23 protein-coding genes are annotated in these 24,537 nt (G+C 71.8%); 10 read left to right on the forward strand and 13 right to left on the reverse strand.

All coding sequences use genetic code 11. The features are described from left to right. Positions 1–193: 193 nt before the first annotated feature. Entirely contained in the window at positions 194–1,444 is a 1,251-nt protein-coding gene (locus tag JNX00_RS03335; protein WP_070400338.1) for an SLC13 family permease, read from the forward strand. A gap of 18 nt (positions 1,445–1,462) precedes the next feature. Here JNX00_RS03335 and JNX00_RS03340 read toward each other — a convergent pair whose 3' ends face one another. Next, positions 1,463–2,371 (reverse strand): DUF6279 family lipoprotein, encoded by a 909-nt coding sequence (locus tag JNX00_RS03340; protein ID WP_204744070.1) that lies wholly within the window; start codon positions 2,369–2,371, stop codon positions 1,463–1,465. Between JNX00_RS03340 and glmU the strand changes: the two genes are divergently transcribed. Beyond that, positions 2,370–3,779 carry a bifunctional UDP-N-acetylglucosamine diphosphorylase/glucosamine-1-phosphate N-acetyltransferase GlmU gene (gene glmU, locus JNX00_RS03345; RefSeq protein WP_204744071.1) on the forward strand — a complete coding sequence of 470 codons (1,410 nt, stop codon included), beginning with the start codon at positions 2,370–2,372 and terminating at the stop codon, positions 3,777–3,779. The genes JNX00_RS03340 and glmU overlap by 2 nt on opposite strands. 1 nt (position 3,780) lies before the next feature. Here glmU and JNX00_RS03350 read toward each other — a convergent pair whose 3' ends face one another. Together JNX00_RS03350 and JNX00_RS03355 are read right to left on the reverse strand one after the other, a co-directional pair. Then, positions 3,781–4,527: a DUF2726 domain-containing protein gene (locus JNX00_RS03350; protein WP_070400336.1), complete on the reverse strand. Its 747-nt coding sequence runs from the start codon at positions 4,525–4,527 to the stop codon at positions 3,781–3,783. Between the two features lie 150 nt (positions 4,528–4,677). After that, on the reverse strand, positions 4,678–5,169 hold the full coding sequence (locus JNX00_RS03355; protein WP_204744072.1) for an Lrp/AsnC family transcriptional regulator: 492 nt from the start codon (positions 5,167–5,169) through the stop codon (positions 4,678–4,680). A 136-nt stretch (positions 5,170–5,305) separates the two neighbouring features. Here JNX00_RS03355 and glmS point away from each other — a divergent pair, with 136 nt between their 5' ends. Then, a complete protein-coding gene (glmS, locus tag JNX00_RS03360) occupies positions 5,306–7,174 on the forward strand; it encodes a glutamine--fructose-6-phosphate transaminase (isomerizing) (RefSeq protein WP_070400334.1) in 1,869 nt (622 codons plus the stop codon). A 73-nt stretch (positions 7,175–7,247) separates the two neighbouring features. Here glmS and JNX00_RS03365 read toward each other — a convergent pair whose 3' ends face one another. Next, complete coding sequence (locus tag JNX00_RS03365) at positions 7,248–8,300, reverse strand: hypothetical protein (RefSeq protein WP_204744073.1); 1,053 nt, start codon at positions 8,298–8,300, stop codon at positions 7,248–7,250. Between the two features lie 232 nt (positions 8,301–8,532). After that, complete coding sequence (locus JNX00_RS03370; RefSeq protein ID WP_204744074.1) at positions 8,533–9,585, reverse strand: DMT family transporter; 1,053 nt, start codon at positions 9,583–9,585, stop codon at positions 8,533–8,535. 266 nt (positions 9,586–9,851) lie between these two features. Here JNX00_RS03370 and JNX00_RS03375 point away from each other — a divergent pair, with 266 nt between their 5' ends. Together JNX00_RS03375 and JNX00_RS03380 are read left to right on the forward strand one after the other, a co-directional pair. Further along, positions 9,852–11,396 carry a methyl-accepting chemotaxis protein gene (locus tag JNX00_RS03375; RefSeq protein WP_204744075.1) on the forward strand — a complete coding sequence of 515 codons (1,545 nt, stop codon included), beginning with the start codon at positions 9,852–9,854 and terminating at the stop codon, positions 11,394–11,396. 167 nt (positions 11,397–11,563) lie between these two features. After that, complete coding sequence (locus JNX00_RS03380) at positions 11,564–11,875, forward strand: DUF4148 domain-containing protein (protein WP_204744076.1); 312 nt, start codon at positions 11,564–11,566, stop codon at positions 11,873–11,875. Between the two features lie 80 nt (positions 11,876–11,955). On the opposite strand, the gene JNX00_RS03385 is transcribed toward JNX00_RS03380, so the two are convergent. From JNX00_RS03385 to JNX00_RS03405, 5 genes are read right to left on the reverse strand one after another with little or no spacing between them, the layout of a single operon-like run. Beyond that, positions 11,956–12,636 carry an ABC-type transport auxiliary lipoprotein family protein gene (locus JNX00_RS03385; protein WP_070400790.1) on the reverse strand — a complete coding sequence of 227 codons (681 nt, stop codon included), beginning with the start codon at positions 12,634–12,636 and terminating at the stop codon, positions 11,956–11,958. Continuing rightward, positions 12,633–13,601: an MlaD family protein gene (locus tag JNX00_RS03390; RefSeq protein ID WP_070400791.1), complete on the reverse strand. Its 969-nt coding sequence runs from the start codon at positions 13,599–13,601 to the stop codon at positions 12,633–12,635. Before JNX00_RS03390 ends, JNX00_RS03385 begins: the two co-directional genes overlap by 4 nt. Next, positions 13,598–14,383: an ATP-binding cassette domain-containing protein gene (locus JNX00_RS03395; RefSeq protein ID WP_204744077.1), complete on the reverse strand. Its 786-nt coding sequence runs from the start codon at positions 14,381–14,383 to the stop codon at positions 13,598–13,600. The genes JNX00_RS03390 and JNX00_RS03395 overlap by 4 nt, the downstream gene beginning before the upstream one ends. After that, complete coding sequence (locus tag JNX00_RS03400) at positions 14,384–15,148, reverse strand: ABC transporter permease (protein WP_070400793.1); 765 nt, start codon at positions 15,146–15,148, stop codon at positions 14,384–14,386. A 60-nt stretch (positions 15,149–15,208) separates the two neighbouring features. After that, positions 15,209–16,549, reverse strand: a complete 1,341-nt coding sequence (locus JNX00_RS03405; RefSeq protein ID WP_204744078.1) for an MFS transporter — start codon at positions 16,547–16,549, stop codon at positions 15,209–15,211. 201 nt (positions 16,550–16,750) lie between these two features. On the opposite strand from JNX00_RS03405, the gene JNX00_RS03410 reads away from it, so the two are divergent. From JNX00_RS03410 to JNX00_RS03430, 5 genes are all read left to right on the forward strand, one after another. Continuing rightward, positions 16,751–18,796, forward strand: coding sequence for an AsmA family protein (locus JNX00_RS03410; protein ID WP_204744079.1), 2,046 nt, complete (start codon positions 16,751–16,753; stop codon positions 18,794–18,796). Positions 18,797–18,901: 105 nt separating this feature from the next. Next, positions 18,902–19,825: a LysR family transcriptional regulator gene (locus JNX00_RS03415; protein ID WP_070400795.1), complete on the forward strand. Its 924-nt coding sequence runs from the start codon at positions 18,902–18,904 to the stop codon at positions 19,823–19,825. 134 nt (positions 19,826–19,959) lie between these two features. After that, a complete protein-coding gene (locus JNX00_RS03420; protein ID WP_070400796.1) occupies positions 19,960–20,952 on the forward strand; it encodes a tripartite tricarboxylate transporter substrate binding protein in 993 nt (330 codons plus the stop codon). 13 nt (positions 20,953–20,965) lie between these two features. Beyond that, on the forward strand, positions 20,966–22,159 hold the full coding sequence (locus JNX00_RS03425) for an aromatic ring-hydroxylating dioxygenase subunit alpha (RefSeq protein WP_070400797.1): 1,194 nt from the start codon (positions 20,966–20,968) through the stop codon (positions 22,157–22,159). Between the two features lie 8 nt (positions 22,160–22,167). Continuing rightward, a complete protein-coding gene (locus JNX00_RS03430; protein ID WP_204744080.1) occupies positions 22,168–23,127 on the forward strand; it encodes a PDR/VanB family oxidoreductase in 960 nt (319 codons plus the stop codon). 21 nt (positions 23,128–23,148) lie between these two features. On the opposite strand, the gene JNX00_RS03435 is transcribed toward JNX00_RS03430, so the two are convergent. From JNX00_RS03435 to atpE, 3 genes are all read right to left on the reverse strand, one after another. Continuing rightward, entirely contained in the window at positions 23,149–23,631 is a 483-nt protein-coding gene (locus JNX00_RS03435; protein WP_204744081.1) for a hemerythrin domain-containing protein, read from the reverse strand. Positions 23,632–23,736: 105 nt separating this feature from the next. After that, positions 23,737–24,285, reverse strand: a complete 549-nt coding sequence (locus JNX00_RS03440) for a hypothetical protein (protein ID WP_204744082.1) — start codon at positions 24,283–24,285, stop codon at positions 23,737–23,739. A gap of 9 nt (positions 24,286–24,294) precedes the next feature. Beyond that, positions 24,295–24,537: a F0F1 ATP synthase subunit C gene (gene atpE / locus JNX00_RS03445; RefSeq protein ID WP_070400801.1), complete on the reverse strand. Its 243-nt coding sequence runs from the start codon at positions 24,535–24,537 to the stop codon at positions 24,295–24,297.

Below are 24,537 nucleotides of genomic sequence, written 5' to 3' on the forward strand. Positions count from 1 at the left end.
GGGCCTACAAGCCCCCGCGGCCTTGCAGGCCTGAACGCGCAGCGGGCGGGCCTACAAGCCCCCGCGGCCTTGCAGGCCTGAACGCGCAGCGGGCGGGCCTGCAAGCGAACCGAGCCGCCCGTCCTCGGGCCGCGCCCTTCGAGAAGCCGCCTTCGGGCGGCTTTTTGCTGTCCGCCGCTACGATGCGCGCTCCATGCCCTCCAACGATCCCCTGCTGAACGCCGCCACCGACTGGGCCGTCATCGCCATTTTTGGCGTGGTCTACCTGGGCATGTTCCTCGGCGGCCTGCCGCGCCTGCGGCTCGACCGCTCGGGCGTGGCCTTGCTCGGCGCCATCGCCGTGATCGCGGTCTCGGGCATGGGCGTGGCCGAGGCGGCCCAGGCCATCGACCTGCCCACCATCCTGCTGCTGTTCGCCTTCATGGTGATCTCGGCGCAAATGCGCCTGGGCGGCTTCTACGCCGCCCTCACGCAGCGCGTGGGCGCGCTGCCGCTGTCGGACAACGCCCTGCTGGCCGCCCTGATCGCCGTGGCGGCCACGCTGTCGGCCGTGTTCTCCAACGACGTGGTCTGCCTGGCCATGACGCCCATCGTGGCGCGCCTGTGCCTGCGGCGCGGCGCCAACCCGTTGCCCTTCCTCATCGGCCTGGCCTGCGCGGCCAACATCGGCTCGGCCGCCACGCTCATCGGCAACCCGCAGAACATGCTGATCGGCTCGGTGCTGCGGCTCGACTTCGCGGGCTACGCGCGCGCGGCCGTTGTGCCGGTGCTCATCAGCCTGGTGCTGTTGTGGGGCTGGCTGGTGTGTGTGCCGCACGTGCGCGTCGAGCCCCTGCCGGCCACCGACCGGCGCGCCAGCGACCCGCCGCTGGACATGTGGCAAACCACCAAGGGCCTGGTGGTGGCCGGCGCGCTGATGGGCCTGTTCCTGTTCCGCGACGGCCCGCACGAGGTGATGGCCCTGGTGGGCGCGGCCCTCCTGCTGCTCAGCCGCCGGCTGGCCTCGGCCGACTTCCTGAGGCAGGTGGACTGGCCGCTGTTGATCCTGTTCATGGGCCTGTTCGTGGTGAACCACGCCTTCGAGCGCACGGGCCTGTCCGCCGGGGCCGTGGCCTGGCTGGCCGGGCAGGGCGTGCGCCTCACCGATCCCGGCCCGCTGATGGTGGTGGGCGTGGTCCTGTCCAACCTGGTGTCCAACGTGCCGGCGGTGATGCTGCTGTTGCCGCACCTGTCGGGCGAGCCGGGCGCGGGGGTGTTGCTGGCGCTGGTGACCACCTTCGCAGGCAACCTGCTGCTGGTGGGCTCCATCGCCAACCTCATCGTGGCCGACCTCGCGCGCGCCCAGGGCATCGTCATCGACTGGCGGCGCCACGCCGTGGTGGGCGCGCCGGTGACGCTGCTGTCGCTGGGGGTGATCTGGATCTGGCTGCGCTGGGGGGCTTGAGCCCGGCGGCCACGCGGCTCAGCGCTGGGCGCTGAGCACTTCCATGTCGCGTTCGTACGACTGCAGCTCGCGCACGGCCTTGCGCCGCTGCTCGGGCGTGGTGCTGTTGTGCAGCGCGGCGACTTGCGCGCAGCCGTGGCGCACGCCAGCGTCGCTGTGCGCCTGGTAGCCCGGCGTGGGCGAGTCTTGCAGGCGTTGCAGGTAGGCCCGCAGAGCGGGCTGTGCCTGGGCGGGGTCGGCCCGGACCCGGCGAAGCGTCTGCAGCAGATCGGCCTGGCGGCGCTGGCGCTCGGCCTGGGCGCGTTCGGGGTCCCAGGGCGATTCGGCGAGCCAGCGGCGCAGCAGCTCACGCTGGGCCGCGCTGAGCGGGCCGTAGAACGTTTCGCTGCGCGAGACCGCCTGCTCCAGCCGGCGCTGCAGGCGCTGCTCGGGCGAGCCGCGCAGGAAGTCGCGCGCGAACTCCTCGTCCCCGCGCGCCTGGCGGCGCTGCAACTGCTGCAGCTGCGCGGCGCTCAATTGGGGGGCCAGGCGCGCGAAGGGGGGGATCAGCCGCTCGCCCGTGCTGACGAGGCGGGCGCGCACGGTTTCGAACTGTGCGCACACCTCTTGCGCGGTGAGCTCGCGCGCGGCCATGGCCTGCCACTGGCGCAGCAGGCCCGCCACGGCGGGCAGCTCCTCGCGCCGGTGCCAGGCGAAGAAGGCGTCGATGTCGCCGCGCACCTGCTCGGCCTGCGCGTCGTCGAAATCGAAATGGCTGTCCAGCCACCAGTAGCCGAAGTGGGGCGCCTGGTTGTAGGCGAAGCGCGCGGCGGTGCAGGCGGCCAGCAGCGCGACCAGGGCCAGCACCAGCAGGGCGCGGGCGATAATCCGCCGCGTTCCGGCGCTGCCCTCCTGGCCGCGTCCGGCGGACGCGAAAGAGGTCTTCATGTCGTTACCGGTGGATGTGGTGGTGATGGCCGCGGGCAAGGGCACCCGCATGAAAAGCCAACGGCCCAAAGTGTTGCACCGACTGGGCGGCCGCGCGCTGGCCCAGCATGTGATCGACTGCGCCGCGGGGTTGTCGGCGCGCTCGGTGGTGGTGATCACCGGCCATGGCGCCGAGCGGGTGGAGGCCGGCCTGGCGGCGCCCGCCGCCACGGCCCTGCGCTTCGTGCGCCAGGAGCCGCAACTGGGCACCGGGCATGCGGTGCAGCAGGCGGTGCCCGTGCTGGCCGACGACGGCGTGGTGCTGGTGCTCAATGGCGACGTTCCCCTGATCGAGCCGGACACGCTGCGCGCGCTGATCGCGGCTTGCGCCGGGCAGCACCTGGCGCTGCTCAGCGTGGACACCGGCGAAGACGCCAGCGGCTACGGCCGCATCGTGCGCGCCCCGGATGCCGGGCGCTCGGTGCGGGCCATCGTGGAGCACAAGGACGCGAACGCCGAGCAGCGCCGCCTGACCGAGTGGTACAGCGGCGTGATGGCCGCCCCCGCGGCCCTGCTCAAGCCCTTGCTGGCCCGGCTGACGAACGACAACAGCCAGGGCGAGTACTACCTCACCGACGTGGTGAAGCTCGCCGTGGCCGAGGGCCGCGAGGTGCGCGCCATCGTCACCGACGACGCCGTCCAGGTGGCCGGCGTGAACAGCCCGCAGCAACTGGCCGAGCTGGAGCGCGCCTACCAGCGGCGCCTGGCGAACCGCTTCATGGCCGATGGCGTTCGCCTGGCCGACCCGGCGCGCTTCGACGTGCGCGGCGAACTGGTCTGCGGGCAGGACGTGGAGATCGACGTCAACACCGTGTTCGAGGGCCGCGTCGAACTCGGGGACGGCGTGCGCATCGGCGCGAACTGCGTGATCGCCAACGCGCGCATCGGGGCCGGCGCGGTGATCCATCCCTTCACCCACATCGACGGCGAAGCGGCCGGCGTGCGCGTGGGCCCGGGCGCGCTGGTGGGGCCCTTCGCGCGCCTGCGCCCCGGGGCGGACCTGGGCGCCGAGGTGCACATCGGCAACTTCGTCGAGGTGAAGAACAGCACCCTGGCCGCGGGCGCCAAGGCCAACCACCTGGCCTACCTGGGCGACGCCACCGTGGGCGAACGCGTCAACTACGGCGCGGGCAGCATCACCGCCAACTACGACGGCGCCAACAAGCACCGCACCGTGATCGAGGCCGACGTGCACGTGGGCAGCAACTGCGTGCTGGTGGCGCCGGTCACCATCGGCGCGGGCGGCACGGTGGGCGCGGGCTCGACCATCACCAAGAGCACCGAGCCCGGGGCGCTGGCCGTGGCGCGCGGCCGCCAGTCCAGCATCGCGGGCTGGGCGCGGCCGAAGAAGGCCCCGAAGGCCTCTTGACTCAGCGCCCGCCGCGCACGTCGAACGAACTGCCGTCGTAGCGGCTGTCGCCGCCGCCAGCGCCGCCGCGGCGGCGCTGCTCGCGCGGCTTGAGTTCGTCTTCCAGGTCCATCAGGCCGCTCAGGCCCAGCACCTCGGAGTCGCGGTAACCCGAGCGGCCATAGCGGTCGTCGAAGCCGGACATCTGCGTTTCCAGCTGCTGCATCACGCTGTCGCGCTCATCGGCCGGCTTGGGCGCGGGCGCCTTGGGCTTGGGCAGTTCCACCAGGTTGAGCTGCTCGCGGAACTCGGCCGGCGAGGGCATGCGGTGGATGCCGTTCTTGAGGAAGACGAAGCGCACGCCAGCGGTCTTGAGGATGCGGTTCTTCACCTTCGTGCGCTGGCTCTTGGCCTCGGCGTTGCTCAGGTGGTACTGCTCGATGTCGAAGGCGAAGGTGGGGCGGCCGTCGGTGGCGCACACCACGAAGTCCACGCGGTGCTCGCGCAGGCGCTCCTTCGCGGCCTTCTTGCTCGCGGCGCGGCGCACCGACAGCATCTGTCCGAGGTTGATGTTGGGCAGCACCACCTGGCCGGGGAAGGTGTCCTGCAGGTAGTCGAGCATGGCCACCTGCTCGGCCGACAGGATGCGCTCCGGCCCATAGCGGTCGTCGCGGCCGTCGTCCTGGGCCCGCATGAAGCGCAGGTAGAGCCAGACGCACAGCGCCAGCACCACCGCCGCGATCACCGAACCCGTCACCATCATGTCCATGAAACCTCCTGGAGAGATGCCGCTTTTTTGAGCAAGCTTGAGATTGTATGAGGTTGTAACAGCCGATCGGGGCCGTCAATCCCGTCTCTCCCCACGACTGAGGAAGTGTGCGTTTTGCAATGCCCCCAAGGCGCTGTTTAAGCCGTTCGGTCAGAGGGGGCGGCTGAGCGGCAGGCTGGGTTTGAACTTGGCGCAACGCGTGCTGAAGAAGCCTTTGACATTTCGCACGTTCGCGTCGCCCGTGAACAGGCGTTGCGTGAGGGACAGGTAGTCGGGCATGTCGGCGCAGCGCACGATCAGCACGAAGTCGGGTCCGGGGCTCACGCGGTAGCACTGCTGCACGCGCGGCTCGGCCATGGCACGGGCCTCGAAGGCGTCCAGCGCCTCGGCGCTCTGGCGCTCCAGGCTCAGCTCCACCACCACGGTGAGGCCGTGGCCCAGCAGCGGGGCGAGGCGGTCGGCGTCGAGCAGGGCCACTTCGCGCGCGATCAGCCCACGCTCGCGCAGGCGCTTGACGCGGCGCAGGCAGGTGGGCGGGCTGAGGTGGGCGCGCTCGGCCAGGGCCTGGTTGCTCAGGGAGGCGTCCTCCTGCAGCAGCTCCAGCAGCCGCAGGTCGATGGCGTCTATATCCAAAGATTCCATTATTCAATTGTCGATGGAATAAATCGTCCTTCAATGACAAGGAGGATAAAAATGGTCATTTTTGTGTGAATTTTGACCATTCATTTCACACAAGGCTCACTAGCATTCGCCCACTTTCTTGTTCAGGAGCGATCACATGTGCGGCATCGTGGCGGGGGTTTCGGGGCGCGACATCGTGCCGGTGCTGGTTCAGGGCCTGCAGCGGCTGGAATACCGGGGTTATGACTCCTGCGGCGTGGCCGTGCACAACGACGGCCTCAGGCGCGCGCGCAGCACGGCACGCGTGGCCGAACTTGCCCAGCAGGTGCAGAGCGAGCGCATCGCCAGCGGCACCGGCATCGCCCACACGCGCTGGGCCACGCACGGCGCGCCGGCGGTGCACAACGCGCACCCGCACTTCAGCCATGGCCCGGGCGCTCCCAGTGGCACGAACGGCGGCGCGGCCGGGCGCGTGGCGCTGGTGCACAACGGCATCATCGAAAACCACGACGAGCTGCGCGCCGCGCTGCAGGCCAAGGGCTACGTGTTCGAGAGCCAGACCGACACCGAGGTCATCGCCCACCTGATCGACTCGCTCTACGACGGCGACGTGTTCGCCGCGCTGGCCGCGGCCGTGGCGCAGCTGCACGGCGCCTACGCGCTGGCCGTGTTCCACAAGGACGAGCCGCACCGCGTGGTGGGCGCGCGCGCGGGCTCTCCGCTGGTGCTGGGCGTGGGCGCGAGCGGCGGCGAACACTTCCTGGCCAGCGACGCCATGGCGCTCGCCGGCGTGACGGACCAGATCGTTTACCTGGAAGAGGGCGACCTGGTGGACCTGCAGATGGGCCGCTACTGGGTCACCGACGCCGGGGGCCGCTCGCTCGACGCCACGCAGCGCCCCGTGCGCACCGTGCAGGCGCACAGCGGCGCGGCCGAGTTGGGCCCCTACCGCCACTACATGCAGAAGGAAATCTTCGAGCAACCGCGCGCCATCGCCGACACGCTGGAAGGCGTGGCCGGCGTCACGCCCGAGCTGTTCGGCGACGGCGCGCACCGCGTCTTCAAGAACGTGGACCGCGTGCTGATCCTGGCCTGCGGCACCAGCTACTACAGCGGCTGCACCGCCAAGTACTGGCTGGAGTCGATCGCCAAGATCCCCACGCAGGTGGAGGTGGCCAGCGAGTACCGCTACCGCACCAGCGTGCCCGATGCGCGCACCCTGGTCGTCACCATCAGCCAGAGCGGCGAGACCGCCGACACCCTGGCCGCGCTGCGCCACGCGCAAAGCCTGGGCATGCAGGAGACGCTGACCATCTGCAACGTGTCCACCAGTGCCATGGTGCGCGAGTGCAAGCTGGCCTACATCACGCGCGCGGGCGTCGAGATCGGCGTGGCCTCGACCAAGGCCTTCACCACCCAGCTCGCGGGCCTGTTCCTGCTGACGCTGGCCCTGGCGCAGGTACGTGGCCACCTGAACGAGGCGGACGAGGCCGAGCACCTGAAGCGCATGCGCCACCTGCCGGTGGCCCTGCAGGCCGTGCTGGCGCTGGAGCCGCAGGTCATCAGCTGGGCCGAGGACTTCGCGCGCATGGACAACGCGCTGTTCCTGGGCCGCGGCCTGCACTACCCCATCGCGCTGGAGGGGGCACTCAAGCTGAAGGAGATCAGCTACATCCACGCCGAGGCCTACCCGGCCGGCGAACTCAAGCACGGCCCGCTGGCCCTGGTGACCGCGGCCATGCCGGTGGTGACCGTGGCGCCCAACGACACCTTGCTGGAGAAGCTCAAGAGCAACATGCAGGAGGTGCGCGCGCGTGGCGGCGTGCTCTACGTGCTGGCCGACGCCGACACGCGCATCGCCAGCAGCGAAGGTATTCACGTCATCCGCATGCCCGAGCACTATGGCGCGCTCTCGCCCATCCTGCACGTGGTGCCGCTGCAGCTGCTGGCGTACCACACGGCGCTGGCCAAGGGCACGGACGTCGACAAGCCGAGGAACCTGGCGAAGAGCGTGACGGTGGAGTGAGGCGCTGCGGATCGCGCATCGCCTGGTGCGATCCGGCGGTGGCCCTTGGCGAATCCGCCGAGCGGATGGGGCGCTATTTCGATGCCACGGCGGGCAGTTCGTACGTGGGTTGAGGTGCGTTTCCCTGCTTCAAGGCCGCCGCCAAGGCACGGATCGAGGCCAACTCGGCATCCGACACCACGATGTCGCCCACCTGCATCTTCTGCGCTTGAGCGCGAGCGAACATCTCGATGCCCGGTGAGGGGTCTTCGCCCAGTGCGTGCAGCTCCCGCGTGGCGAATTCGGCGGCTGTCGGGTAGACACCGTCCAGGCCGAAGTAGAGGATCGACTTCGAGACGTACCGTCCGGACAGCCAACTGCCTCCCGGGATGATCGCCAGCGCCACATGCCCCGCCAAGCCAGGCACCGCCGCGATTCGCGCCTTGGTTCTGCGCGACTCGGCTTCAGGCGACGACGTGATGTACAGGCCATAGGCCGCCAGCCAGCGCAGATCGGCCGCCGTTTGGGCCTGCTTGAGCAGGTTCGTCGGGAGCTTGATGCCCGGCGACAGGTCGAACCCCAGCTGGTGCGGGTAGGGGTCGAAATAGGTGCTGTACACACCCGCTTCGCAAACCGGCTGTCCAAGCAGTTCCACCGACTGGCCATCGTCGAGCTTCACCTTGAAGGGCTGGTCTGGCTGGAGGTCATGGCGGGCTTTTCGAAGGGCCACCATCGCCGAGTAGGGTTCGTCGGGCTCAATGTCCCGGCCGTTGATGGCCACCACGACGTCGCCGACCTTGAGCTTCGGCTCAGCCGTCGGGTCCACCCACACGACACGGGCCTTGTGGTCCACGCCGAGCTGGGCATAGGCCGCGCGCAGCTCGTCGCTCAGCTGCTTGGGGTCGACGTGGCCCGTCGTCATCAGAATGAAGGGCTCGTGCGGTTGAACCGTGCTGCAGTAGCGCTGCGTTGCCATGCGCTGGGCCTGTTCGTAGACGGCGCGCAGCAGCCCGATCTCGTTGTGCAGTTGAACCCGCGCCTGTTCTTGGGCGCCGGTGGAGATCGGCATGTCTTTGGCGATGCGCTGTGAGGCGCAGCCTGTCAGTGCGAGAAGCGAAGTCGCCAAAATGAGTGTGCGCAGTGTCATTTCAGGTGGTTCGGCGCTGTCGCATGGCGGCGTCGACAGCCGGTTGTCCCGCGGTGGCGAAAGCCCGCCGTGTCGCGGGCCGTGAATCCTTGAATTTGGACCAACTATCGGCGAAGGGGCCGAAAGCTTGAGGCCTTGCCGAGCGCCCCCGGTTCAAGGCGGCGGGTCTGGCCTCACCGCGTCGCGCCCGCCCCTGCTTCCCGCCGGGGTGTTCGACGCTCGATGGCGTCTGTCAATGCTTGTGGCCATGGTGCAGGTCGGGCACGTGGGGGTGCGTGTGCACCAGTGCCGCATGGGCATGGCGATGGCTGTGGGCACCCTGTGGCATGGGCTCATGGCGGTGGTCGTGATGGCCGTCGTCGTGCGTGTGGGCGTGTTCGTGTTCGATGGGCTCGTGCGCGTGTTCGTGCTCGTGCGACTCGAGCAGATGGAGCACGACGCCCGCGAGCATGAGGGTGCCGCCCAGCACCAGCAGCAGCGATCCACCGCGTTCCCCGAGACCCCATGCACCCAGCGCGCCAATGAAGGGCGCAAAGGCGAACACGGATCCGGTGCGCGCGGCGCCAAAGCTGCGCTGGGCCAGCAGGTAGAAGCGAAGGCTCAGGCCATAGCCGCTGGCGCCGATGCCCACCAGCCCGCAGGCCACCCAACCGCCGGGCAGGGGTTCGCCGAATGCCCAGGCCAGCGTGAACGTGGCCACCGCGCCCAGACAGGATTTGCTCAGCACGACTTGCCCGGGGTCGCGGTCGGCGAGCCCTCGCGACAAGCTGTTGTCCAAGCCCCAGGCGGCCGTGGCCACCATCACCGCGACCAGGCCGAACAGTTGCGCGCGGCCCTGAACGCCTTGTTCGAGGGCGAGAACCATGCCGCCGGCCAGCAGCGACGCCATGGCCAGGACGACTCGCTTGTCGATGGTCTCTCCGTACAGGCGCCATGCCAGAAAGGCGGTGAAGAAGGCTTCGAGGGACAGCGTCAACGAGGCCGAGGTGCCGCTGGTGCGCTGCAGGCCCCAGGCCAGGGCAACCGGTCCGATGACGGCGCCCGACAGCGCCATGCCCAACAAACGGCCGGCGTCGCCGAGCCTCAGGGGCGCTTCACGCTCCCGGGGGTGTCGGATGAACAGCGACACCAGGCTGGCGCCGCCGTAGAGAAGGCCGGCCGTGGTGAATGGACCGAGGCCCTGGCCCCAGCGCTGCACGAAGGGCGTGCTCAAGCCAAAGAGGGTGGCCGCCAGCAGCGCCAGCAGGCCGCCTTTGAGCACGGCGGAAAGCGGTCCGTGTGTCATGTCATGGCGACCGGTGAAAGCCGCGGCAATGAGGTGGCCCGGAGGCGAGAGGGCGGTACGCGGATTCTGCTTCCTTCTGTCGGCGATGACCGGAACGCGCGAACCCGTCGCCCGCGCCGGCCTTGGCGCGCGGCGCGCCTGCCCGCGGTCCGCCAGTCGGTGAGCGGCTCAAGATCGGCAACACGCCGTCGATACGCGAAGCACGCCCCGTTGTGTCTGGTCGAGGGGCGAGACCTACCCTTCCGCATGACATCGGTACCCCCCGCATGAAACTCAATGACCTCAAGGTCGGCAGCCGCCTGGCCTTTGCCTTTGGACTGGTTCTGCTCATCACGGCCCTCATGTCCGGCATCGGTGTGTGGCGCCTGCAGGAGCTGGCCGACACCACGCAGCGGCTCGCCACCACCGACAACGAGAAGCTCCAGCTGGCTGTGCGCTGGCGCCAGACCATCGACCTGAACTGGGTCCGCACGCGCGCCGCTGTGCTGGACTCGGACACCAGCCGCATCAGCGATTGGCAGGCCCGCATGGACAAGACCTCCGAGATCACCCTGGCCTCGCGCAAGCGGCTGGTGGAACTGGTGCAGGAGGACGAAGGCAAGCGCCTGATCGCGGCCATCGACGCCGCGCGCGAGGCCTACCGCACGCCGCGCGCGAACCTGCTCAAGCAGCGCCTGGTCGGCGAGGACGTGAGCGCCGCGCTGGAGCGCGACCTGCGCCCGCTGGCCGAGGCCTACCTGGGCTCCATCGCCAAGCTCGAGGAGTACCAGCAGTCCCTCTACGACCAGGCCCTGGCCCAGGCCCACGCCAACGCGGCCCAGGGCCGCTGGATCCTGATCGTCGGCGGCGTGTTCGCCGTGCTGCTGGGCGCGGCCGCCGCCTTCGTGCTGAGCCGCTCCATCACCGTGCCGCTGCGCCAGGCCGCCGACGGCGCGCGCCGCATCGCCGAGGGCGACCTCACCAGCCGCATCCACAGCGAAGGCCGCGACGAAGCGGCGCAACTGCTGCAGGCCCTCAAGGGCATGCAGGACAACCTGTCGCGCGTGGTCGCCAACGTGCGCGGCAACGCCGAAGGCGTGGCCTCGGCCAGCACGCAGATCGCGCAGGGCAACAGCGACCTCTCGGCCCGTACCGAGCAGCAGGCCTCGGCACTGGAAGAGACAGCCGCATCGATGGAGCAGCTCAGCTCCACCGTGCGCCTGAACGCCGACAACGCGCAGCAGGCCAACCAGCTGGCGCGCAGCGCCTCCACGGTGGCCGAGCAGGGGGGCGAGGTGGTGGCCCAGGTGGTCGACACCATGAAGGGCATCAACGACAGCTCGCGCCGCATCGCCGACATCATCAGCGTGATCGACGGCATCGCCTTCCAGACCAACATCCTGGCGCTCAACGCGGCGGTGGAGGCCGCGCGCGCCGGCGAGCAGGGCCGCGGCTTCGCGGTGGTGGCGGGCGAGGTGCGCAACCTGGCCCAGCGCAGTGCCGAAGCGGCCAAGGAGATCAAGGGCCTGATCACCGCCAGCGTGGAGCGTGTCGAACAGGGCTCGGCCCTGGTGGACCGCGCCGGCGCGACCATGACCGAGGTGGTGGCCAGCATCCGCCGCGTGACCGACATCGTGGGCGAGATCAGTGCCGCCAGCAGCGAGCAAAGTTCGGGCGTGGCCCAGGTGGGCGAGGCCGTGACGCAGATGGACCAGGCCACGCAGCAGAACGCGGCGCTGGTGGAGGAAAGCGCGGCCGCGGCCGCCAGCCTCAAAACCCAGGCCGCCCAGATGGTGGAGTCGGTGGCGGTGTTCCGGCTGAACCCGGGCTGAACCGCGGCGGGTGGCGTTCGCAATAGTTGCTCAATCGGCAACTATTCATTTCCATCTGGCTTGTTTATTCCTTTGAAGGCAGTCTTTACAGTTCATCCCATGCCGAACAGAAAGCGGCATCGAGATTCAAACCACTGTCTATCCGCTGTCTTCTTAAAGGAATTGTCATGAAAACCGCCAAAAACGTCGCCCTTTCGCTTGCTCTGGCCCTCGGTGCCGGTGCCGCCTTCGCTGAAGGCCCCATCGAAGGCAACGAAGTCTTCCACTTCCAATCCACCCTGAGCCGCGCCGAAGTGCAGGCCCAGGCCGTGCAAGCCAACCAGGCCGGCCTGGTGGCCCGCGGCGAGATTGTCCCGGTCGACCAGGCCGTGGCCAGCCGTGGCCTGAGCCGCGACGAGGTCCGCGCCGAAGCGATCCAGGCCCAGCGCACGGGCCGCACCGCCCGCGGCGAGATCGTGTCGGTGGAAGCGGGCGCCTGAGTCCCGCGGCGCGCGCGCCGCGCCCTCGCCCGACGCACACAGCGGCGGCCCTTCGGGGCCGCCGCTTTTGCTTGGGCGGTTTACCCCCCGGGCGCCCTGGCCGGCGATGGGGGTGCGGCGGGTGGCGGTGTGAGCGCTGCCGCACGCGCCACCGCCGCGGCCGCGTCGGTGGCCAGGCGGTCCAGCAGCGCGGCGTAGGCCTGCGCCTGGGCCTGCGGCGTGTCCGCGCCGGCCGCCAGTTCGTAGTCGAGCCGCTGGCTGTTCGCCGTGCGTGGCCCGGCGCCCATGGACGCCACCATGAGGCGCGCGCTCGCCTTCAACTGCCGCTGCGCGCGCGAATAGTCCATGCGGTCGATCACCACGCGCAGCCCCGCCACCGGCGACCACTCCGAACACTGGGCCTCGCAGATGCGCCAGCCCGGTAGCCGGGCGCGCAGCCCCGAGGTGAACTCGCGCGCCAGGCCCACCTCGATGCGCTCGGCCCAGAAGGTGTCGGGCCATTCGGCCAGGGTGGCGCCGTCGGTGCGGTAGCGCACGCGCCGCGAGACGAGGTACTCCGGAATCTCCAGGCGCGCGACCGCGAGCGTGGCGTTCTCCACCGGCGGCGCGGCCGATGGCGCGGTGGCGATGGTCGGGGTGCCCGGCAGGGTCAGCAGCGTGGGCGCCCGCTCGGGCGCCGAGGCGCAGCCGGTGAGGACGGCCGCGGCGGCGGCGGCGAGCGCGAGGGCCGCGGCGCGGCGGGGGAAGGAGGGCGTGCTCATTCGCGTCGGTTCCCGAAAATGATGGCGTTGGGTTTCTCTTCGAGCAGCTCGGCGAACGAGCGCAGCCCGCGCGCGGCCTGCGACAGGTCGCGCACCGCGGTTTCCAGGTCGGCGCGCAGCGGCGCGTCCGGCGCGGAGAGGTCGGCCAGGCGGTCCATGGCCAGCTTGGCCGATTGCGTGGCCTCGCGCGCGCCGACCAGCGCGCGCTGCAGTTCCGGCCGCGCCTCCTGAATGGATTGCTCGGTGCTGCGCGACAGCCGCTCGACGGACGCCAGCGTCGCCGTCGAGCTGGCCTGCACCTGGTGGATGGTCTCCGTGGCCGCGGCCAGGGTCTGGCGCGAGGCCGCCGTCGTCAGCTTGAGCTCGGCCGAGGCTTCGGACAGCGCCACCTGCACGCCGCTCAGCGTCTTCTGCACCACCACGAGCGTGTTGCGCATCTCCTCGGCCGTGGCGCGCATCTCGCTCACGGTGTCGCGCAGCGGCAGCTCGGCCACCTGTTGGATCAGCGGGCCAAAGCGGTCCTGCAGTGCCGGGATCTCCGGGTGGCGCGAGCCGCCGTGCAGCGTGGCGGGCGTCTGCGGGGCGAAGTCGAGCTCGACCGCCTTCTGGCCGGTCACGATGCTTTCCGACACCAGCCGCGCGCGCAGGCCGCGCGCCACCAGCGCGGGCACGTCGACGCCCGCGCCCGCGAGCGCCGAGGCCTGCAGCCGCATGACCACGGGCACCGTGGTGCGCAGCGTCGCGCCATCGACGCGGATGCCGATCTCGGTGACCTGGCCGATGGCGACGCCGCGAAAGGTCACCGGCGCGCCGATCGACAGGCCGCTGACGTTGTCTTCGTAGAAGACCGTGGCCTTCTGCTGGTCGCTGAACCAGTCCCTGCCGCCGAGCCAGAAGATGGCGGCCAGCACGATGAACAGGGCGGCGACGACGAAGCTGCCGATGAGCAGGGCGTAGCGTTTCATGCGGAATCTCCCCGCGCGCTGGGCGCTGGTGGGTCGGGCGGCACTTCCCTTCGCAGGAAGGCATCGACCGTGGGATGGACGTGGGCCCGCGCGAGTTCGCGCGGGCAGCCGCGCGCGATGGGCGTTTGGCTGTCGGCGTCCAGGAACAGGCCGTCGTCCGCGATGGCGAACAGGCTGGGCAGTTCGTGGCTGACCAGGACCACGGCCGCGCCGGTGCGCTGGCGGATGTCGAGGATCAGGTCGTCGAGCCGGCGTGAGCTGATCGGGTCCAGGCCCGCCGAGGGCTCGTCGAGAAACAGCAGCGGCGGCTCGGCGGCGATGGCGCGCGCCAGCCCCGCGCGTTTCTTCATGCCGCCGCTGAGCTGGGCCGGCATCTGGTGGGCGGCGTGGTCCAGGCCCACCCAGGCCAGCACCTCGCGCGCGCGCGCCTCCTGCGCCCGGGCGTCCAGCGCCGTCTGCCGCGCCAGCGCCAGGCAGACGTTGTCCAGCACGGTCATAGACGACCACAGCGCCGCGCTCTGGAACAGCATGCCGAACTTCAGCCGCATGGCCTCGCGCTCGGCCTCGCCGCTGGCCCAGTAGTCGACGCCGCCGTGGCGCACCGTGCCGTTGGCCGGCGGCAGCAGGCCCACCAGGTGCTTGAGCAGGGTGCTCTTGCCGCAGCCGCTGCCGCCCATGATGGCGAAGATGCGGCCGGCCTCCACCTCGAACGAGACGCCGCGCTGGATCAGGCGATCGCCGAAGCGCATCTCCAGGTCTTGCACGTTCAGCAGCGCCGCCATTCAGATCCCCAGCGTGTTCGCGACCAGCGCGAACACGGCGTCGATGACGATGATGGCCACGATGCTGGTCACCACCGCGCCCGTGGTGGCCAGGCCCACGCCCGCAGCGTTGCGCTGCGCGTAGAGGCCGTGGTAGCAGCCCACCATGCCGATCAGCGCGCCGAACACCAGCGACTTCGCCGCGCCCAGGCCGAGGTGCGTCCAACTGAGCGCCTCGGCCGTGCGGTGCATGTAGGCGGCGGGCGAGAGATCGAGCATCACCGAGGCCACCACCATGCCGCCCACCAGGCCCGCGAGGCAGGCGAAGACGAACAGCAGCGGCATCATCACCAGCAGCGCCGCCACGCGCGGCAGCACCAGGAAGTCCATCGCCGGCAGGCCCAGCACCTCCAGCGCGTCCACCTCCTCGTTGGTCTGCATGGTGGCCAGCTCGGCCGCGAAGGCCGCGCCGGTGCGCCCGGCGATGACCACGGCGGTGATGATGGCCGCCATCTCGCGCGCCACCGAAATGGCCACCAGGTCGGCGACGAAGATGCCGGCCCCGAACTTGAGCAACTGCACGGCGCCGACGAAGGCGAGGATGGCGCCCACCAGGAAGTTGACCAGGCAGACGATGCCCACCGCGCGGGCGCTGGTGTCGGCCAGCACGCGCAGGGCGTCCTGCACGCGGTAGCGGCGCCGTCCGCCCAGCGCCGCCACGGCCGCGAGCAGGACCTCGCCGAGAAAGGCGACGGGCCGGCGCGCGAAGGCGAGGGAGACCGGCATCAGGCGCGGACCTTTCGGCGCACGGGGGTGGCAGCGGGACGGGCTGTCATCGGTCCTATCTTATGCAGCCGCGGGCGTTTCCGGCTGTAACCGGTCTCTGCGCGCCAGCGCCGGGAACACCCGCCACCACACGGCCACCACCACCAGGGTGCCGATGCCGCCCAGCAGCACCGAGCCCACCGGCCCCAGCAGCGCCGCCGTCGCGCCCGACTCGAACTCGCCGAGCTGGTTGCTCGCGCCAATGAACACCGCGTTCACCGCGCCCACGCGGCCGCGCATCTCGTCCGGGGTTTCGAGCTGCACCAGCGACTGGCGGATCACCACGCTGAACATGTCGGCCGCGCCGCTGACGGCCAGCGCCGCGAAGGCCGCCCAGAAGCTGGTGGACAGCGCGAAGGCGATCATCGCGGCGCCGAACACCGCCACCGCGCCCAGCAGCCGGCGCCCCGCGCGGCGTGCGATGGGAAAGCGCGCCAGGCACAGGCCCACCAGCACCGCGCCCAGCGCCGGCGCCGAGCGCAGCAGCCCCAGGCCTTCGGGACCGGTGTGCAGCACATCGCGCGCGAAGATGGGCAGCAGCGCCGTGGCGCCGCCCAGCAGCACGGCGAACAGGTCCAGCGACACGGCACCCAGCAGCACCGGCCGCCGCCAGATGAAGCGCAGGCCGGCCGTGAGCTGCGACAGACCAGGCGCCGCGCGCGGTCCCGGCGCGGGCCGGTGGCGCATGCGCAGCACGCCGGCGATGGCCACCATCAGCAGCAGCCACGACAGCGCGTACACGACCGCCGCGCCCCAGTGCGCGCCCAGGGCGCCGGCCTGGCCGGCCGCGTCGGCGGCGGCCAGCGCCCGCGGGTCCATCCGCCGCGCCACCGCCGGCCCCAGGGCGTACAGCGCGCCGCCCAGCGCGGGCCCGCCGATCACGGCGGCCTGCATGGTGGAGCTGGCGGCGGCCACCGCGCGCGGCAGCAGGCCCAGCGGCACCAGCGTGGGCAGCAGCGCCTGGTGCGCGGGCATCTGCAAGGCGCGCGCCGCGCCCAGCAGCACGGACAGCAGCAGGATCACCTGCGGCCCCACCCAGCCCCCGGCGCTGGCCAGGGCCAGGCAGAAGGCGGCCAGGCATTGCAGGCCCAGGGCGCCGGCCAGCAGCAGGCGCCGGTCGTGCCGGTCCACCAGGTGGCCGGCGGGCAGGGTCAGCAGCAGCGCAGGCAGGAACTGCGCGAGCCCGACCAGGCCCAGGTACCAGGCGCTGGCGGTGAGGTCGTACATCTGCCAGCCCAGCGCCACCATCAGCATCTGGTTGGCGGCGCCGCCGGTCACGCGCGCGGCCAGCAGGCGCAGGTAGTCGCGCTGGTCGCGCAGCCGCGCCGGGACCGTGTCGGGCCGCGTGTCGGGAGGGGGCATGCGGCGAGTCTAGGCGCGTGGGCGACGCCGCCTCGGCGGCCGGGAACATGCCCATCCGGTTCACAGACCGATACAGCGGCCCGGGAACGCCGCTTGCCGCGCGGGCTTCCCACACCCATGGCAACGCCGTTCCACTTCCATCGCCGGGGCCCGGGCTTGCCGCGGGGCCGCCAGGCGCGCGCACCGCGCGGGGGGCACTGAATGGGGCCGCGGCGGCGCACGTTCATAGGCCTGGGCCTGGCCGGCGCGGCGTTGGTGGCCGCGCTGGTGGTGGCCGAGCACCGCGGCTGGCCCTTTCTGCGCGAACCGGTGCAGCGCGCGGCCACGCGCGCCGCGGCGGTGCCGGTGCGGCTGGAGGGGCCGTTTCGCCTGCACCTGTTCGGGCGCCCGCGCATCGAGGTGGGCCAGTTGAACCTCGCCTCGGCCGAGCGCTTCGGCGCGCCGCACCTGGTGGACGCGCGCGGCGTGCGCCTGTCCTGGCGCTGGGGCGACATCTGGCGCTGGTGGCGCGGCGACCGCCTGCGCCTGCAGGCGCTGAGCGCGGACGCGCTCGACGCCCGGCTGCGGCGCCTGGACGATGGCAGCGCCAACTGGCAGCTGGGCGCGCGCGAACCCCGGCCCGAGGCCGAGCCCCTGGGCGGCCTGCCGCGCTTCGGCTCGCTGGTGATCGGCCAGGGCGAGGTCGATTGGAAGGACCCCATCGCCGACGTCGACATCGACATCCGTCTGCGCGGCCGCGAGGGCGAGGCCGAGGCCGCGAACGCCGGTTACCAGGCCTCGTTCAGCGGCCGCTACCGCGCCCTGCCGCTGCGCCTGCAGGCCCACGCGGGCGGCACGCTGCCGCTGCTCAACGACCCCGAGACCGCGCCCGACGCGCCCTGGGTGCCGGTGCGCGTGGAGGGCACGGCGGGCGCCGCGCGCCTGCGGTTCGACGGCGAGGCCGCGGCGCTGCTGGGTCTGCCGCGCCTGCGGGGCGCGCTGGCCTTGAGCGGCCCCTCGCTGGCGGCGGTGGGCCGGCCGCTGGGCATCACATTGCCGCGCACGCCGCCCTTCGAACTGCGCGGCACGCTGTCGCAGGGCGACGGCGTGTGGCGGCTGCAGGCCGAGCGCGCCCACATCGGCAGCAGCCGGCTCGCGGGCGATCTGCGGTTCCACCAGCGCGCCCGGCCGCGCCGCCTGACCGGCGAATTGCAGGGACAGCGGCTCGCGCTCGCCGACCTCGGGCCGGCGATCGGTGCCGGGGGTGGTGCCGCCGCGCCCGCCCCCCAGGGCCCGCGCCGCGTGCTGCCGCAGCACCGCTTCGACCTGCCGTCGCTGCAGGCCATGGACGCCGACGTGCGCGTGGCCATCGGGTCGCTGGACTTCGGCACGCGGGCCATGGCGCCGCTGCGTGGGCTGCGCACCCGCGTGCGATTGGCGCAGGGGGTGCTGAGGCTCGACGATCTGCGGGCCGAGGTGGCCGGCGGCCGCGTCGAGGGCATGACCCAGCTCGACGCCACGGCCAGGCCCGCCTCGTGGCGGGCGCGCCTCGAGATGAACGGCGTCGACGTCGCGGGCTGGCTGCGCGGCCTGCGCCGCGAGGGCGCGCCCGCGCCCAGCGCCGCCTCCGCCCTGAAGCGGGAGCGCGAGCGGGCGCGCCAGGGCGACGAACAGGGCCTGAAGTCCTACCTCACCGGCGTGCTGTCGGCGCGGCTGGACGTGACGGGGGCGGGCCAGTCCACGGCCGAGATCCTGGGCTCGCTCGACGGGCCCATCGACCTGCGCCTGCGCGACGGCACCATCTCCCACGTGGCCACCGAAGCCATGGGCCTGGACCTCGCCCAGGCCCTGGGCGTGGTGGTGGGCGGCGACCGCCCGCTGCCGCTGCGCTGCGCGCGTTTCGACCTGCGCGCGCGCGAGGGCGTGGTCGAGCCGCGGCTCGCCGTGCTCGACAACCGCGACAGCACGGTGCATGCCGAGGGCCGCGTGAACCTGCGCGACGAAAGCCTGGCGCTGCGCCTGGTCACGCAGCCCAAGGACTGGTCGCCGCTGTCGCTGCGCACGCCGGTCACGGTGGGCGGCACGCTGGGCCAGCCCAAGGTCGGCATCGAGGGCGGGCGCCTGGCGGGGCGCGTGGCCGGTGCGATCGCGCTGGGGGCCGCCGCCGGCCCGGCGGCGGCGGTGATCCCTTTCATCGAGCGCGGCCGCCAGGAGGACGGCGACCCCTGCGAACCGTCGGCGCCCGCCGCGCCCGCGAACAAGCGCTGAGCCGATGCGGACCGGTGCGGGGCGGTGGGCCCGCGGGCGTCCGTCAGAATCGGCCTGCGCGGCGCGTGCCCCCCGAGGCCCGTGGCCGCCGCAGCAGGAGACCCCATGGACGACCCCTCGTACGCCGAGGTGCGCGGCATCGACGTGACGATGCTGCGCGCCTTCGACGCGCTGATCCGCGAGCGCAGCGTGTCGCGCGCCGCGGCGCGGCTCTTCTTGAGCCAGCCCGCCGTCAGCGCCTGCCTCAAGCGCCTGCGCGTGGCCTTCGGCGACGAGCTGTTCGTGCGCACCCAGTACGGCGTCGAGCCCACGCCGCGCGCGCTCGCGCTGGCGCCTGGCGTGGAATCGGTGCTCTCGGATCTGCAGCGGCTCATGAGCCGCCAGCAGCCCTTCGACCCCGCCGCGTCCGACCGCATCCTGCGCGTGGCCGGCAGCGACCACCTCTGCCGCACCCTCATGCCCGGCCTGTGCCAGACGCTGGGCGCGCTGGGCTCGCGCATGCGCGTGTCCTGGTCGCTGGCCGACTACAGCAAGACCGCCGAGGAGCTGGCGCGCGGCGACATCGACCTGGCGCTGATCCCGCGCATCACGCAGGTGACCGGCGTGCAGACCTCCATCCTGTGCGAGGACTCCTACGTGGGCGTGGCGCGCCTGGGGCACCCGGTGCTGGCCAGCGGCCTCGACCTCGACGCCTTTTGCGCCTGGCGGCACGTGGTGCTGGGCCAGTCGCGCTCGGTGCTCGACGACACCATCGACAGCCAGCTCGCGCGCCTGGACCGCCGCCGTGTGGTGCAGGCCGGCGTCAACTCCTTCAGCCAGATGGTGGACCTGCTGGCCGAGACCGACCTGATCGCCGTCTTCCCGCAGCGCGTGGCGCGCCGCTACCTGCATGCGCTGGGTTCGCGGCCGCTGCCGCTGGAGCTGCCCGACTACCGCCTGCACGCCTGCTGGCACAAGCGCAGCGAGGCGGACGAGGCCGTGGTCTGGCTGCGCGGGCAGGTGATCGAGGCCATCGAGCGCACGCTCTGACGGGCGCGCCAGCGGCGCGGGTGGGGCAGCTATCAGCCCCACGCATATCTCATATCCAAACGTTTGCTTTGATCCGGCGCGCGCACCGGCCTATCGTGCGGCCCCGCATTGCACAACCCACGACGGAGACACGCATGAACCGACGCGACCTGGTGGCCCTTGGCCTGGCCTCGCCTTTCCTGGGCACGGCCCTGGCCCAGACGGCCCCCAGCTTTCCCAACCGCCACGTGCGCCTCATCGCCTTCGGCGAGCCCGGCGGCCCGCTGGACATCCTGGGCCGCGTGTTCGCCGAGCGCCTGTCCAAGGCCTGGGGCCAGCCGGTGGTGGTGGAGACCCGGCCCGGCGCGGGCGGCATGATCGCCGCCGACTTCGTCGCCAAGGCGCCGGCAGATGGGCACACCTTCCTGTTCACCATCACGCACACGCAGCTGGTGCTGCCCTTCCTGCAGAAAACGCCGTACGACCCGATCAAGGACTTCCAGCCCCTCACGCCGGTGGGCGTGGGCGGCCCGGTGCTGATGGTGCGCGCCGACTCGCCGGTGACCAACGTGCAGGAGTACGTGGCCTGGGCCAAGGCCAAGGGCCGCGCCACCTGCGCCACTTGGGGCCAGGGCACGGCCGCGCACCTCTACACCGAGCTGCTGCGCAAGCAGACCGGCGCGCCCATCGACCACGTGCCCTACAAGGGCCAGGCCGGCGCGCACATCGACCTGTTCGGCGGCGTCATCGACTCGGCCTGGGCCAACCCCGCCACCGCCAAGGTGCACCTGCAGGGCGACAAGAACTCGGGCGGCAAGCCCAAGGTGCGGGTCATCGCCATCGCCGGCAGCCAGCGCAGCGGCACCCTGCCCGACGTGCCCACGTTCGTGGAGCAGGGCTTCAAGGGCGGCTTCGAGACCGAGAGCTGGTTCGGCTTTCTCGCGCCGGCCAAGACGCCGCGCCCGGTCGTCGATCAGATCGTCAAGGGCCTGCACGAGGCCGCCAGGACCGACGAGGTGCGCCAGCGCCTGGTCGACCTCGGCCTGACGCCGCTCACGCAAAGCCCCGACGAGTTCGCCCAGTCGCAGCAGAAGGAAATGCCGCAGTGGGAGGCGCTGATCCGCGCCGCCGGCATGCGCGCCAGCTGATCGCCCCCGACCCATGAACGCACGGATCATTCCCCTCATTCCCGACCAGGGCACGGCCTACGGCCGCCCGGCGCCCAGCCACAAGAAGGAGCTCACCGAGGTGGGCCCGGGCACGCCCATGGGCGAGCTGCTGCGCCGCTACTGGCACCCCATCGGCCTGGCCGCCGACGCCACCGACACGCCGCGCCAGGTGCGCGTGCTCGGCGAAGACCTGATCCTCTTTCGCGACAAGCAGGGCCGCGCCGGCCTGGTCTACCCGCACTGCGCGCACCGCGGCACCTCGCTGCTGTACGGCAAGGTGGAAGAGAACGGCATCCGCTGCTGCTACCACGGCTGGCTGTTCTCGGCCGACGGCCGCTGCCTGGAGCAGCCGTGCGAGCCCGAGGGCGGCAAGTTCCGCGACAAGGTGCGCCAGCCCTGGTACCCGGTGCAGGAACGGTACGGCCTGGTCTGGGCCTACATGGGCCCGCCCGAGAAGAAGCCCACGCTGCCGCGCTACGAGGCGCTGGAGAACCTCGACCCGGGCGAGTTCCTGGAGGCCAACGACCGCAGCATCGGCGGCGGTGGCCCGCAGATCATCGACTGCAACTGGCTGCAGCACTACGAGAACCTGGTCGACCCCTTCCACGTGGTGGTGCTGCACTCGACCTTCAGCGGCACGCAGTTCGTCGAGCAGATGGCGCTCATGCCCCAGGTCACCTGGGACAAGGTCGAGCTGGGCGTGCGAACCACCTCGGTGCGCCAGCTCGACGACGGCAAGACCTTCCGCCGCGTGAGCCAGGCCGCCATTCCGACGCTGCGCGTGATTCCCAGCCCGCGCCTGGGCAAGTTCGGCCGCGTCGAATCGCTCGGCTGGATCCTGCCCATCGACGACCACCATTTCCGCATCTACGTGGTGGGCCGCGTGAGCGAGGCCGGTGAGCTGGCCAAGATGCGCTCGCGCCAGAACGGCAAGCTGTGGGAGGAGCTCACCGAAGAAGAGCACCGCGCCTCGCCGGGCGACTACGAGGCCATGGTCAGCCAGGGCAAGATCGCCAGGCACTCCGAGGAGCACCTGGCCACCTCCGACCGCGGCATCGTGATGCTGCGCCGCTTCCTGCAGGCTCAGGTGGAGGCCGTGCAGCGCGGCGACGATCCGGTGGGCGTGAGCTTCGACCCCGAGGCGCCGCCGGTGTTCTTCGACGCCGGCAACTTCCTGGAAGGCTGATCGCGGCGATGGGCCTGGATTTCGTGGTGAAGGTCGCGCGCAAGCGCGTGGAGGCCGAAGGCATCGTGCTGCTGGACCTGGAGGGCGAGGGCGTCGCGCTGCCGCCTTTCACCGCCGGCGCGCACATCGACGTGAAGACGCCCTCGGGCGCGGTGCGGCAGTACTCGCTGTGCGGTCCGCCCGGCCAGCCCGGGCCCTACCAGATCGCCGTGCTGCGCGAGGCGGCGGGACGCGGCGGCTCGGCGTCGATGCACGACGCGCTGGCCGAAGGCGACCGACTGGCGGTGTCTGCGCCGCGCAACCACTTCGCCTTGAGCGAGGCGCCGGGCGCCAGCCTGCTGTTCGCGGCGGGCATCGGCATCACGCCCCTGGTGGCCATGGCCGACGCGTTGCACGCCCAGGGCCGCGAGTTCACGTTGCACTACTGCGCGCGCAGCGAGGCGCGCACCGCCTTCCTGCACCGCCTGCGCGAGCGGCCCTACGCCGATCGCGTGCGCTTCCATTTCGATGGCGGCGAGGCCAGCCGGCAACTGGACATCGCCGCCGCGCTGGCCGCGGCACCGGACGGCGCGCACGCCTACGTCTGCGGCCCCCAGCCCTTCATCGCCGCCGTGCGGGACGGCGCGGCCCGGGCCGGCTGGCCCGCGGCGCGCGTGCACTTCGAACACTTCTCGGGCGGGGCCGCCGACACCCGCGGCGACGGCTCCTTCGACGTCGTGCTGTCGCGCAGCGGGCGCACGGTGCGCATCGCGCCCGACGTGTCCATCACGCAGGCGCTCGCGGCCGAGGGGGTGGCCATCGACACCTCCTGCGAGCAAGGCGTCTGCGGCACCTGCCTGATCCGCGTGCTCGAAGGCGAGGTGGACCACCGCGACCTCTACCTCACGCCCGAGGAGCAGGCCTCGCACACGCAAATGCTGCCCTGCTGTTCGCGCGCGGCGTCGGCGCGGCTGGTGCTGGACCTGTAGGCGCGCGCCGGTGGCGCCGGCTCACGCCATTTCGGCGCCCATCAGCGCCTCCTTGCGCGATTGCAGATCGTCCTTCATGGCCACCAGGTCCAGCTGGCGCGCCGCGCGCGCCTTGGGAAATATCTGGCCACGCTCTTCCTTGACGTGGTGATCGATGTGCTCGCCCAGCACCTTGACCTTGGCGTCGAACATTTCGTCGACCTCGTCGATGGACTCGAGCTGGGCGATCAGTTCCTTGGCGCTGGCGTGTTCCACCTCGGCCTCGGCCAGGGGGGCGGTGTCCTTGAGGGCGGCGCGCAGCGCGGGGTAGAAGACTTCTTCCTCGAGGGTTGCGTGCACCGTGAGCTCGCGGCAGATCTCGCGCGCGAGATCGAGCTTGCGCTGGGCGACGCCGCGTGCGCTGGAATGGGCGATCTCCTCGTACGCCTTGAACAGCTTCTTGACCGCCTTGTGGTCGGCGTCGAGCAGGGTGCAGGCATCGGATGCATGGCGGGTGGTGGGCATGAAGGACTCCTTGGATCGTGGGGGTGGGCCGGCCGCGTGGTACCCGGCCGGCTGGCAGGCAAATGGCGTTCCCAGGCCGCGCCCCGTGCCGCGGGAGGTCGGCGGCTAGCGGGGCGGCCGCATGCCCAGTGCGTACAGGGTGTCGATCAGGGTGCGCAGCATCCAGGCGGCGAGGCGCTCCAGCCAGCCGCCCGTGGTGGCCTCGCGCGGCCGCGGCGACGGCGGGCGGACACCGGCCTCGCGCGCGCCATAGCCCAGGGCCTGCACCGCCGCGCGTTCGGCCGCGTTCGGGGTGTGGCCCGGGCCGTGCACCAGTTCCAGCCGGCGCACGCCCCGCGCGTGCAGGGCCTGCATCAGCGGCACCAGCGCCGCCCGCTCGGGTCGCCAGAACACGGCCTCGCGCGCGTGGCGGCGGGCGTCGAGCACGACCACCACCTCATCGCTCGGCGCGACATGCGGCAGGCCGGCGCGCCAGCCATCGCCGTCCACCACCGCATGGCCCAGGCCGCGCGGCAGGTGCGCGAAGGCGCGTGTGCAGAGCACGGTCACCGGCACCGCGTCTACCCGGCCCAGCCGCTCGCGCAGCACCGCGGCGCCGGCGCGGCCGACGGCGCCGATCACGAGCACGCGGTGCGGGGCGGAGGAGGGGCGCATCGCCGGCGTTCAGGTGGGGAAGGGCGCCGCCAGCGCGAACCACACGCCCAGCGCCACCGAGATGATGAAGGCGCCGTCGAGCAGGCCCGCGAGCAGAAAGACCTTGGGTTGCAGGGCTTCCATCATCTCCGGTTGCCGCGCCGAGGCCTCGAGGTAGCGGCTGGCCATGAGGCCGATGCCGACGCACGAACCGAGCGCGCCCAGGCCAATCATGTGGCCGACGGCGAGGGGGAGTTGGGACAGGTCCGACAT

This window comes from Hydrogenophaga sp. YM1, from assembly GCF_016903055.1.
Taxonomy (GTDB): domain Bacteria; phylum Pseudomonadota; class Gammaproteobacteria; order Burkholderiales; family Burkholderiaceae_C; genus Hydrogenophaga; species Hydrogenophaga borbori.